The sequence below is a fragment of the Aurantimonas sp. A3-2-R12 genome, assembly GCF_036016755.1.
Taxonomy (GTDB): Bacteria; Pseudomonadota; Alphaproteobacteria; order Rhizobiales; family Rhizobiaceae; genus Aurantimonas; species Aurantimonas coralicida_A.
The window spans coordinates 1-11,344 of record NZ_JAYXIH010000001.1 but is presented as its reverse complement, the minus strand read 5'-3'; the positions used below and the strand labels follow the sequence as shown (position 1 = coordinate 11,344).

At 60.5% G+C, this 11,344-nt stretch carries 10 protein-coding genes, 1 tRNA gene and 2 pseudogenes; 10 read left to right on the top strand and 3 right to left on the bottom strand.

The window, feature by feature from the left end; translation table 11 throughout:
- The first annotated feature begins 10 nt into the window (after positions 1-10).
- On the top strand, positions 11-742 hold the full coding sequence (gene lexA, locus VSX60_RS00060; RefSeq protein ID WP_327622072.1) for a transcriptional repressor LexA: 732 nt from the start codon (positions 11-13) through the stop codon (positions 740-742).
- Between the two features lie 597 nt (positions 743-1,339).
- Here the strand turns inward: lexA and VSX60_RS00055 are convergent.
- Entirely contained in the window at positions 1,340-2,857 is a 1,518-nt protein-coding gene (locus VSX60_RS00055) for a hypothetical protein (RefSeq protein WP_327622071.1), read from the bottom strand.
- 878 nt (positions 2,858-3,735) lie between these two features.
- On the opposite strand from VSX60_RS00055, the gene VSX60_RS00050 reads away from it, so the two are divergent.
- Positions 3,736-3,825 (top strand) — tRNA-Ser (locus tag VSX60_RS00050).
- A 55-nt stretch (positions 3,826-3,880) separates the two neighbouring features.
- Here the strand turns inward: VSX60_RS00050 and VSX60_RS22515 are convergent.
- A pseudogene (locus tag VSX60_RS22515) lies at positions 3,881-4,141 on the bottom strand (transposase family protein); the annotation flags it as partial.
- A gap of 136 nt (positions 4,142-4,277) precedes the next feature.
- Positions 4,278-4,945 (bottom strand): annotated as a pseudogene (locus VSX60_RS00045) (L-serine ammonia-lyase); the annotation flags it as partial.
- On the opposite strand from VSX60_RS00045, the gene VSX60_RS00040 reads away from it, so the two are divergent.
- The 8 genes from VSX60_RS00040 (at position 4,868) to VSX60_RS00005 (ending at position 11,155) form a co-directional block, all read left to right on the top strand.
- On the top strand, positions 4,868-5,239 hold the full coding sequence (locus tag VSX60_RS00040) for a transposase (protein WP_327622070.1): 372 nt from the start codon (positions 4,868-4,870) through the stop codon (positions 5,237-5,239). The pseudogene VSX60_RS00045 and the gene VSX60_RS00040 overlap by 78 nt on opposite strands.
- A gap of 108 nt (positions 5,240-5,347) precedes the next feature.
- On the top strand, positions 5,348-6,274 hold the full coding sequence (locus tag VSX60_RS00035; RefSeq protein WP_327622069.1) for a LysR family transcriptional regulator: 927 nt from the start codon (positions 5,348-5,350) through the stop codon (positions 6,272-6,274).
- Positions 6,275-6,361: 87 nt separating this feature from the next.
- Complete coding sequence (locus VSX60_RS00030) at positions 6,362-7,147, top strand: putative hydro-lyase (RefSeq protein ID WP_327622068.1); 786 nt, start codon at positions 6,362-6,364, stop codon at positions 7,145-7,147.
- Between the two features lie 45 nt (positions 7,148-7,192).
- Positions 7,193-8,254, top strand: a complete 1,062-nt coding sequence (locus VSX60_RS00025) for a TRAP transporter substrate-binding protein (RefSeq protein ID WP_327622067.1) — start codon at positions 7,193-7,195, stop codon at positions 8,252-8,254.
- Positions 8,255-8,274: 20 nt separating this feature from the next.
- Entirely contained in the window at positions 8,275-8,853 is a 579-nt protein-coding gene (locus VSX60_RS00020) for a TRAP transporter small permease subunit (protein ID WP_327622066.1), read from the top strand.
- On the top strand, positions 8,850-10,130 hold the full coding sequence (locus tag VSX60_RS00015; protein ID WP_327622065.1) for a TRAP transporter large permease: 1,281 nt from the start codon (positions 8,850-8,852) through the stop codon (positions 10,128-10,130). Before VSX60_RS00020 ends, VSX60_RS00015 begins: the two co-directional genes overlap by 4 nt.
- A 43-nt stretch (positions 10,131-10,173) precedes the next feature.
- Positions 10,174-10,860, top strand: coding sequence for a DUF2848 domain-containing protein (locus tag VSX60_RS00010; RefSeq protein ID WP_327622064.1), 687 nt, complete (start codon positions 10,174-10,176; stop codon positions 10,858-10,860).
- Between the two features lie 67 nt (positions 10,861-10,927).
- Entirely contained in the window at positions 10,928-11,155 is a 228-nt protein-coding gene (locus VSX60_RS00005; protein WP_327622265.1) for a cysteine hydrolase family protein, read from the top strand.
- Positions 11,156-11,344 lie beyond the last annotated feature (189 nt).

Sequence of the window (11,344 nt, the reverse complement as noted above, 5' to 3'; positions counted from 1 at the left end):
AGTCGCCTCGATGCTGACACGCAAGCAGCACGACCTTTTGTCGTTCATTCACGAACGGCTGAGGGATAGCGGGGTGCCTCCCTCCTTCGACGAGATGAAGGACGCGCTGGAGCTTCGGTCGAAATCCGGCATTCATCGCCTGATTACCGCGCTTGAGGAGCGGGGCTTCATTCGGCGCCTGCCCAATCGCGCGCGAGCGCTGGAGATCCTCAAGCTGCCCGAAGCGATGCAGAAGGACCGCCCTGCCCCCGTCGGCCACGCCGGGTTTACGCCGAGCGTGATCGAAGGAAGCCGCGACGCGGCACGCAAGACGTCTGAGCCGATTTCCCGACGCGCGACGACGAGACCGCCTGAACCGGCCACAGTCTCGATTCCGGTCATGGGCCGGATCGCGGCGGGCGTTCCCATTTCGGCGATCCAGCACACCACCCATTCCCTCGCCGTGCCGCCGGATATGCTTGGCGGCGGCGAGCATTATGCGCTGGAAGTCAAGGGCGATTCGATGATCGAAGCCGGAATCCTCGACGGCGACACGGTGGTGATTCGCCGCGCCGACACAGCGACGCCCGGGGAGATCGTTGTCGCGCTGGTCGACGAGGAGGAAGCGACGCTGAAGCGGTTTCGCCGGCGCGGCAATACGATTGCGCTGGAGGCTGCCAATCCGGCTTATGAAACGCGGATCTTCGGCTCCGAGCGGGTCAAGGTTCAGGGCCGGCTGGTCGGGCTCATCCGCAAATACTGAAGGCCGGACCGACAGTTGGCAACCGATCCCGCGGAGCCAACTTTTCGACCTGTGCCAGCTGCTGCTTGAGCCGCGAACCAGGCCGCGCCGCGCAGAGCCTTGACGGCGCCGCGAAGGAAGCGCGTGTGGATCGTTCCCGGGTCGGGGCGAGGTTTCGCGGTGTCCGGTTTGAATGGCCGCGGGGTGCCTTTCGATCATGTTCACCGGGTTTTCTTCTTGCCTCCCTTGCACCGGGCCCGTCGCGCAGGTATCTGCGTCCTCGGAGAGGTGGCCGAGTGGTCGAAGGCGCTCCCCTGCTAAGGGCGCCACATCGAACCTCAGTTTTCCTGAAATCACCTGCAAATCCGAATTGTTATGCCGAAATGGCCACAGCCGGTTTGAGGCATTTAGCGGATTTCTTGCAAAACAGCCTTCGTTCACATTGTGTTCTTAGCGCGTAGCAATCCCATGTTATGAGCGGCACACGGGTATGTTTGGTCTGACTATGGCTACGAGAAATCGGACGCTACCTGTTGCGCTGATTAGGCGGTGACATGGAGGGATCGCCCAATTAGCCAGTGTCGGACCGTCTGCTCGAAGGCTGGAACGAGACTGAAATTACGTTCGCCGTCCGCGCAATAACCACTTGATTGGGTTCTTCACATTGGCACTCAGGTCCTGAATGCTCTTCTCTGAGCGAACCAGTATTGGAAACGCTTTATTTCCCAGAATACCCACGGCCAAACTCTCGAAATTGGCGTCGGTGAATCGATCCCTAATAGAGGCTTGACGTTTGCCGAAAGTGTCGAGCACCATGTCTCGACGAACCCAAAAATCGTCACGCCCGAACACCCACTTGATGTAATCGCGTGTCTGGGGCGGGATAATCTTGGCTGCGTCGACTAGGATGCTATCATCCTTGTCTTTATCTCTAAGTCGAGCGATGTTGACGAACTCGTTTTGTTTGCCGAGCTTTCTGTCCCTCTCCCAGATTTCATATAGGCGGTCGACCAACTCACCATTAACTTTCACGGCTAGGAGCTCTTCCATCTGACGACACCGCCAGACACCGATCATCTGCGCCAGATCCGTGCTGCGATGCAGACTGGTCAGCTTGGAGACATCCGCCGTCCGTTCATAGGCGGTCACCTTACCGTTATCATCGAAGATCGGTCGGAGATTTTCACTCGTCTGGCGTTGGCTCCCGATCTGGCGCTCGATCAACCGGACCTGGTTCATCTCACTGATCCGTCCGCCCATGATTTCGCCCACGCTGTAACCGGTCTCGGGATCGATACCTGACACTGTCTGATGGACTGTCTGCAGAGCACCCTGGCTGAAGGGTGCTAATCCGGATATTGGGGCGAAATAGTAAGCACGGCTTCCAAGCATTCGATCGGCCGAGGATCCTTCATAGTCCGACACTTTCTTGTAGCCACGGCTGAGCAGGTGAGCGTGTTCGGTTGCCGAAGCGATGGTCAACGATCCACCCTGAAGAGCTTCAGAAGGGATATGCCCCTTGTAATGGTTCAGCCTGGCTACTTGGTTAGTGCCGATCTTGGCCAGTTCGTCGATACGATTACCTACAAGGTAGCTGATGATGAACTCGACGCCATCCCTCTGAGTTTCTATTAGATTGGCCATCGTAACGCGTGACCGTTGATCCAGTAAATCGATGGCGTAGACCGTGACCAGTCGATCAATGTCGTTGACCAAATGTGCCGGCGGACTGGTGAGTAGAAAATTTTTCTCCCCCAGCATACGAGCGATAGCCTCGGCATTGCACAGAAGCTGCGCCCCATGTTCGCCGGTCATCATAAAGTGCGCCAGCTGACGAGATTTTGCCTGCATCTTGGCGAATCGTCGCGGCTCAACAACGGCGATGGATCCTTCTAGCCTCCTAATTTCGGCATCCAGACTATGCGAACTACTGATCATCTCTAATGCACATCGGACACCCATCGAGTTTGTCAGTGCCGCCCAGTCGGTCTTGCCGAGCGCCTTGAACATTGCTGTCCACTCGTCACTGGAAAGTTCTCTGGAGAACGCCCTCTTGAGGCTTATCGGAAGATCGTCACGGAATCTCTGGCGGGTCTCCTGGACCTCGGAACGGACTTTATGGATCATATCGAACACGCGAGGATCTTCCTTGTTGGAGCCGACTACGCGGTTAACGAGCACCTTCGCGCACCACATGAGTGAGAATGCAGATACCAGACTGGGAGACGCTGTCCAGTTTCCCTTGGTCATTGCGATGTACGATCAGGGCAGAGTGTCAATCCGATCCTGGGACAGCAAGTTGCAGACCACGGCTTTGCCACCAGCGGGAGGCTATAGCGAAGCTTCTAGGAATCTCCGAGGATTCGGCGTGCAGTCGGCGCAAATTTTAACGGATCGAACCCCGTCAAATCAACGCCATGCAAACCGCCAAACCCCTGGCGGGTATGTTTTGAAAAGTAGTCCCTTGCCTGCATAGCCTCATACTGGCTGTCAAAGGAGCCCAGGACTATGAACCTACCGTTTTGTCGGATCGAAGCGCCCCACTTTCCGTTCTTCTCAAAGATCCCGGTCTTCCCTGGAACCACTCGCCGGCTCCACGTAACCTGCAATCGCGTAGCTATACGGAGATTGCAACGACGGTTGTTTAGACCGTCTCCATCCTGATGACTGACCTCGATACCGTCTCGCGCCGTCATAATCAGTCGATGGAGAAGCACGTCTTCGCCCTTGGATGTGCCCGTCGCGTATTTCTGGCCTTGGCCCTTCAAAAGAGTCCATCTGATGCCCGAAACTAAATCCCAATCGGCATCATCAATGACTGTCGCCTCGGTGGACCTGTAAAGGGGGATGCGCATGGAACGATTATAGAACAGGCACCCGTTCCGGGACTAGACGGTTTTGCAGATTTTTTGCTGTATCGGCTCGTCAAACCGTGTTTGTTCCCGTTTCGAGCCGTCATCCCGTGTCACTTGACGGGTTGACTAACCCTATGAAAACAGGCATTTCCCGTCCTCGGAGAGGTGGCCGAGTGGTCGAAGGCGCTCCCCTGCTAAGGGAGTATACGGGAGACCGTATCGAGGGTTCGAATCCCTTCCTCTCCGCCACGCCTAAGTCATTGATTTTCTAGCAGCGGATGGGCACACCCCGTCGGGTCCTGCGAAAAAGCATTGCCGACAAGGCGTTCATGACGTGGTTGAGCGTGTCGTGCGAGGGCACGCCCCACGCGAAAGGCAGAAAGCGCCTGAGGAAATCCAGCTTCTGGCCGGCCCATTCCTCAATCTCGACGCAGTCCTCCGCTCTCGCCATCCATCGTGCCGCAAAGCACGATCAACACGGTCTCGGCAAGGGATGGATCGCCGTCCACGTCTGACGCGAGTCCTCGAGAGCCGAGAACTGATCCAAAAGCGACTGGCCGGACATGGGAAACCTCACCGATTCGAGGTCTCCTATGAATCACGGTAATCTCCGTGCCGGAATCGCCTCCCTTCAAGCGATTGCCCCGGGTCTGGCCCACGCTTCTGGCCTTTAGCGTAAAAAGACCCTCCCTTTAGCCACCTCAGCATTCCGGCAGGTTTACAGCGAGTCCTCCAAGCGACGTCTCCTTGTACTTTTCGCTCATGTCGATCCCGGTCTGCCGCATCGTCGCGATGCAATTGTCGAGGGGCATGAAGTGTTTGCCATCGCCGCGCAGTGCGAGTGACGCCGCCGAGACCGCCTTGATCGCGCCGAGGCCGTTGCGCTCGATACAGGGAACCTGCACCAGTCCCCGAACCGGATCACAGGTCATCCCGAGATGGTGCTCGAGCGCGATCTCCGCGGCATTTTCAATCTGCTCGTTGGTTCCTCCAAGGACCGCGCAAAGCCCCGCGGCGGCCATCGCGGCTGCCGACCCCACTTCCCCCTGACATCCGACTTCGGCGCCCGAGATCGAGGCATTGTGCTTGATCAGGCCACCGATCGCCGCAGCCGTCAGCAGGAACACCGGAGTGTTCTTGGATTCCGCCCCACGCAATGGTCGAGATAGTAGCGTAGCACCGCCGGCACGACGCCGGCGGCGGCGTTCGTCGGTGAGGTGACGACGCGTCCGCCAGCGGCGTTTTCCTCGTTGACCGCCATTGCATAGACCGAAAGCCAGTCGTTGACAGCATGGGGCTGCGCCGAGTTTCGGCCGCGCTCCGTCAGGAGTTGCTCGTGAATGCCGCGAGCACGCTGTCGCACCGACACGGCCTCGTGTCTCGATGCGTCCATCTCGCGCTGGGATATGACAGCGACGCCATTCGCGACGATCTCGAGCGGCGCGGCGCAGACCCGGTGATCCCGACAAAGTCGAACCGCAGAGTTCAGCGCCCGGTCGACAAGACCAAATACGCGCTGCGCAACCGCATCGAGCGCTTCTTCAATCGCCTCAAGCAGTCCCGCCGCATCGCCACCCGTTTCGACAATCTGGCCTCAAGCTTTCTCGGATTCGTTGAGATTGCTACGATCAGACAATGGATCAGGTTTGTCCACACAACCTAGACCCAAGGCCTGTCCAGGCTGTCGGGCAAGTTGTCCAACGCCGGCGAGCAGGTACTTGACCGCCGAGACTGTTATCATCCGACGACCCACTTCGGAGGCTGGCTGCCAATGTTCGACATCAAGGATATCGAGATCGTCAGTTGCATCGTCCGGCATGGTGGCTTCCGGGCCGCAGCCGCGCAGATGAGACTGTCCCAGTCCGCCGTATCAGCGCGGATCGCCGCGCTGGAGGATCGGCTGGGTGTCGAACTGTTCGACCGGCGCAAGCGCCGTGGACGGCTTTCGCCGGCGGGTCGCACCTTCCTCGACCAGACGGCGCGTCTCACAGAAATGCGCGACCGCATCATGGCCACGCTCGGGCATGAGGGCGGTTTCGCCGGCACGATCCGTATCGGTGTGGCGGAAACGGTCGTGCATACATGGCTGCCTGGCATGATGACCCGAATCCGTGATCGTTTTCCAAACCTTAGGATCGAATTGGCTGTCGACACGTCGTCAGTCCTCGCGGCCAAGCTGCTGCAGGACGATCTGGATATCGCCGTCCTGATGGAGGAGTGGGTACCGGCCCAGGCGTCCGGCACATTCATCCACGCCAGCATCATTGACTGGTTCGCGGCCGCGACGACCGACGTCCCCGACCACCCGCTGACATTGAAGGACTTGGCGAGGCATCCGATCGTGACCTTTCCGAAGGGTACCATTCCCTATCGAAATCTGGATGCGATCTTCACCGCCGCCCACCTCGATGCAGCTCCACTGCTGCACGGCTGCGCATCGCTCTCGACCGCGTTGCATCTGGTGCGCGCCGGCTTCGGAATTGGCGTTCTGCCGTCCAGCATGGCCGCCACGGACATTGTCGCTGGTCGGATCAGGCGGCTCGACACCGTCGCAGCCGCGAAACCGAAACCACTCCGCTTTGTTCTGGCGCACCACCCGTCGCTGGACGCCGACGTCAGCGCCGAATTGAAGGTCGCGGCGGAACAAGCCGTCGCAGCGATGGACCATCCATTTGATCTTCCCAGCGGATCAAAATGATCGAAAGTTGATCAATTGACGCATGCAGCGACGGATGGAACACTCCCCTTGCAGAAAAAATAAACAGCTCGGGAGGCTGCCCAGGAAATGACCGGAGAGTTCGAGCGATCCCCTCGCACCTTGCGCGAACGGATTCGGTCCGGTTCTTTCACAGGTCCGACGAGCGGTCAGGCGCCTGGATATTTTCAGGGAAATCTGGCGATCCTTCCGGAAGCCTTGGCCGGGGATTTCCTGCGCTTTTGTGTCCTCAATCCCAAGCCGTGCCCGCTGCTGGCCGTCGGGGAGGCCGGAGATCCCCGCCTGCCGACTCTCGGTGCGGACGTCGATATCCGTACAGACGTGCCGCGCTACCGGATTTTTCGCGACGGCGAGCTGGTCGGCTCCCCAGGTGATTTGACAAAGGAGTGGCGAGACGATCTCGTTACCTTCGTGATCGGTTGCTCCTTCTCCTTCGAGGCAGCTCTGCAACGCGCCGGGATCCGGGTCCCGCATATCGACGCGGATACCAACGTGCCGATGTATGTGACCAACATCGCAACGAAACCCGCCGGCCCCTTCGCCGGCCCGATCGTCGTCTCGATGCGCGCCTTCTCCCCCCAGGATGCGATTCGGGCGATCGTTCTTTCCGACCGTCAGCCGCTGGCGCATGGAGCGCCGCTGCATTTTGGCGATCCAGCCGCGATCGGCATCGCCGACATCATGAATCCGGACTTCGGCGACGCCCCAGTGATCGGGCCAAACGAAGTTCCGGTCTTCTGGGCCTGCGGTGTCACCCCACAAATGGCGATCCGCGCCGCGCGACCGGATATCGCCATCACCCACGATCCTGGCCACATGCTGGTGACCGATCTCCTGGCCGAACGAAGTTCCTGACCAATCACCCGCTTCTTGTCACCTGCCACCAAATGGAGTCACGCAATGAAAGCACTTCTTCGCACTCTCTCGATCTCAACGGCATTGCTGGCGGCAAACGCTGCCGCGAATGCGCAAGACCTGCCGGACACAACGCTTTCCGTGGTCGGTAGCTGGAGTAGCCTGCCGCTCTACAAGGAATTCGAGCAGCCGTTCTGGACCGAAATCCTACCGGGGGACTCGAAGGGTGCCGTCACGGTGAACCTGACCACCTTCGACCAGATGGGCGTTCAGGGTGCCGACGTCTTCCGTTTGCTCAGCGACGGCGTCTTCGACATCGGCATGACGGTCGCCGACTACACGGTGGGAGACGCGCCCGAACTCGAGGGCCTTGACGTTCCGCTGATCGCTACCGACGCAGCAACGGCCCGCGACGTCGCCGAAGCCGCCAAGCCGATGGTCGAAGACATCATGCGCGACCGCTTCAATGCCAAGCTGCTAGCGATCGCCCCCTACCCGCCTCAGGTCGTCTTCTGCAACGCGCCGATCTCCAATTTGGAAGACCTCAAGGGCAAGAAGATCCGCGCCTCCGGCCGGATGACCGCGATCTTGCTGGAAGAACTCGGCGCCGAGGGGATCACCATGGCGTTTTCCGAAGTGCCCGGCGCGCTCGAGCGCGGCGTCGTCGATTGCGCCGTGACCGGTGCCGGCTCCGGCTACAGCGCCGGTTGGTGGGAATCCTCGACGCATCTTCTCACTCTGCCGCTCGGCGGCTGGGACCCTGTCGTCACCGCGATGAATCTCGACAAATGGAACGAGCTGTCACCCGAGATGCAGACGTTCCTTCAAGACGAGATCAAGACCAAGTTCGAGGCCCCGGCCTGGGACCAAGCCGCTGACGCGCTGTCACGCGATGTCGCCTGCCTGACCGGCTCCGGCGACTGCGCAGCGGGCAAGCCCGCTTCCATGACCTTGGTCGAGCCAACTGACTCGGATCGCGAAGTCGCCCGGAAAGTGCTGACCGAGAAGGTACTTCCAGACTGGGCCGAACGGGCCGGCGGGGACTGGGCCAAGCGCTGGAACGAGTCGGTCGGCAAAGCCGTCGGCGTCACCATCGCCGCGCAATAAGACGAAAAAGGGCGGCGGTCATGACAGGAACCCAAGCAAGAGGTGGCGGCCCGGTCCGGGTCGCCGCCGCGCTGGCCACGATCAACCGCGCAATCGCGGTTCTCGCCGGCATGGCTCTCCTGGCAACTGTCGCCCTCATCCTCCTCGAGATCGTCCTTCGGCAAACGTCGATTGGCAGCCTCGGCGGTGCCGACGAGATCTCGGGCTACGTGATGGCCGGTGTCGCCACCTGGGGCTTCAGCTTTGCGCTGACCGAGCGTGCGCATGTGCGCATCGATATTCTGCAGTTGCGTCTGTCGACCGCCGGGCGGGCACTGTTCGACCTTCTGGCGTTGGCCAGCCTGAGCGGCATCGCCTGCCTCGTCGCCTTCTATTCCTGGGACGTCCTGGGCAAGACGCTAGCCCGCGGCTCACACGCCAACACACCGCTGGGTACACCTTTGTGGATTCCGCAATCGATCTGGTTTGCGGGTTGGGTCTGGCTCGCACTCGTCTCCGCGGTTCTGCTCGTCTGCATCGTCGTGTCGGCGTTGGGGCGAGACTGGCAAGCTGTGCGGGACGTAGCGGGCGACGGCGGCGAAGCCGGGGAAATACCATGATCGGATCAGTCAGCGTCGGACTTCTCGGGCTGCTCGCCCTTTCCCTACCGGTCGGCGTCGTCCTGTTTCTGCTCGGTATTGGGATCGATGTCTTCTATTCGCCTTTTCCCCTGATCCGAGGCCTCGGCCAGATCGTCTATTCGTCGTCCGACAGCTTCCTCCTCATCGCCATTCCGTTCTTCGTTCTGCTGGGAGAAATCCTGGTGCGCGCCGGCATCGCGGAGCGGACCTATGCCGCGCTCGATTCCTGGTTTTCCTGGCTGCCGGGCGGCTTGGTCCACGCCAATATCGCGACTGCCACACTGTTTTCGGCGACGTCCGGATCATCCGTCGCCACCGCAGCCACGGTCGCCACGGTCGCGATGCCCCAGGCCGACCGGCTCGGCTACGATCCAAAACTGTTCGCCGGAGCAATTGCCGCCGGCGGCACTCTTGGAATCCTCATTCCACCGTCGATCAACCTGATCGTCTACGGGTTTCTCACCGAAACGTCGGTGCCGCGACTGTTCCTTGCCGGTCTTCTGCCGGGACTGTTGCTGGCGCTCGGCTTCATGGCGGTGACCGCGGTGATCTGCAAGATCAAACCCGCGCTCGGCGGTCCCTCGCGCAGCTTCTCGTGGCGCGAGCGGTTCTCCGGACTGCGCCACCTTCTGCCGATCGCAATCCTGTTCGGCGTCGTTGTCGGATCGATCTATCGCGGTTGGGCGACCCCGACGGAAGCAGCCGCCATCGGGGTTGCAATGGCCTTCGCCATTGCCGCCTCCCATCGGGCACTGACCTTTTCGATGATCCGCGAGGCGTTGCTGGGCACCGTGCGCACCACCGCGATGATCATGTTCGTCATCGTCGGCGCCTACTTCCTCAACTACACGCTGGCCTCCGCCGGGCTCGGCCGCCAGCTCACGGAACTCCTCAACAATCTCGGCCTCGGGGCATACGGCACCCTGTTCGTGATCGTCCTTCTCTACATCGTGCTCGGTTTCTTCATCGAAACGCTGTCGCTGATGATCGCGACCATCCCGATCGTCGTGCCGATCGTCGCCGACCTCGGCTTCGACAAGATCTGGTTCGGCGTGTTGATGATCGTGCTGATCGAGATGGCGCTGATAACGCCGCCGGTCGGACTCAATCTCTATGTCGTCCAGGCGGCCCGATCCAAGGGCTCGCTGAGCGAAGTGATGCTCGGCGTCACACCCTACGCGCTGACCATGCTGGCGATGGTCTTCGCGCTCATCCTGTTCCCGGGCCTTGCGCTCTTTCTCGCCAACGGCCTCTGATTTCCAACCGTCACAACAGGCAGGTACGATCTTGACCACGACATTGACGTTCGAAGTGCTCGGTGACAGCCCATTGTCTGTCAACATTGACAACGCCGTGATTGCCGGCTGGACCGGGCGTGACCAGGCCGCCGTCGACCACCACATCGCCGAACTGAAAGCGATCGGAGTCGCGCCGCCGTCTGCCGTCCCACTGTTCTACCGGATCGGCTCGGCTCTCCTTACGAACGACGCCGCGATCCAGGTCGTCGGCGCGACATCGTCGGGCGAGGTCGAGCCGCTGTTGCTGGACGATGGCAAGGCGCTGTTCCTTGGACTCGGTTCGGATCACACGGACCGCGAATTGGAAGCCCACTCCGTCGCGCTGTCCAAGCAGGTCTGCGCCAAGCCAGTGGCGAAGCGGCTTTGGCGCTACGAAGAAGTGTGCGGACATCTGGACGAGATCGCGCTGCGCTCGTGGATCCGCGACGAACCGGGCACAGAGTGGACACCGTATCAGGATGGCGGCGTGGCGAAGATCCGGCCGCTGGCGGGACTGATCGAGACATCTCCCTTCGCGGCGGGCCCCGATCGCCTGCAGCCGGGAACGGCAATGATGTGCGGCACGCTGGGGGTTCTGTCGGGGGGCGTCCGACCTGCCCGCTACTTCCGGATGCAGTTGCACGACCCGGTGCTTGGCCGTACGATCGAACATGAGTACGAAAGCCTGGTTCTGCCAGCGGTGGAGTGAGCCAAGCCGAAAGAACCAGCTTTCGCCTTGAAGTGCGCCTCCGGCCGTTTGACCTTTCGCGCCGTGAATCGGGCGGTGCAGGTCGTCAACAGAGTTCACCGATCAATGCGTCGACCACACGGTGCGGGATGCCGCCGACCGCGGCTACTATCCCATATGCATCTCGGATGCCTGCGCCACCCATTCCAAGGAGCGACACGTCAACGCGCTTGCCGCTTTCACAAGCTATTGTCAGACGTTGACCACCCAAGAGATGATCGGGCTCGCGACCCGCTCTTCATCCGCCCGGGAGTGAGACAGGCGCGAATGTGTTCAGCATTCCCAGAGCCGCGCGGCAGAGTTGAATGCCAGCCTTATCGCATCACTGAAGCGGCTGATTAGAGCATCCGGCGAATAATTTGAATCGACGGGTTCCCATTTGATGTTCGGTTTGATTCTCTGTGAGCAGGAGGTGCTTCATGGGAAAGGCTGTTTCATCAGATTT

Bases quoted from the DNA above. Each gene is read 5' to 3' on its own strand.
- lexA (WP_327622072.1), top strand. From the start codon at position 11: ATGCTGACACGCAAGCAGCACGACCTTTTGTCGTTCATTCACGAACGG.
- VSX60_RS00040 (WP_327622070.1), top strand. From the start codon at position 4,868: ATGGGGCTGCGCCGAGTTTCGGCCGCGCTCCGTCAGGAGTTGCTCGTG.
- VSX60_RS00035 (WP_327622069.1), top strand. From the start codon at position 5,348: ATGTTCGACATCAAGGATATCGAGATCGTCAGTTGCATCGTCCGGCAT.
- VSX60_RS00030 (WP_327622068.1), top strand. From the start codon at position 6,362: ATGACCGGAGAGTTCGAGCGATCCCCTCGCACCTTGCGCGAACGGATT.
- VSX60_RS00025 (WP_327622067.1), top strand. From the start codon at position 7,193: ATGAAAGCACTTCTTCGCACTCTCTCGATCTCAACGGCATTGCTGGCG.
- VSX60_RS00020 (WP_327622066.1), top strand. From the start codon at position 8,275: ATGACAGGAACCCAAGCAAGAGGTGGCGGCCCGGTCCGGGTCGCCGCC.
- VSX60_RS00015 (WP_327622065.1), top strand. From the start codon at position 8,850: ATGATCGGATCAGTCAGCGTCGGACTTCTCGGGCTGCTCGCCCTTTCC.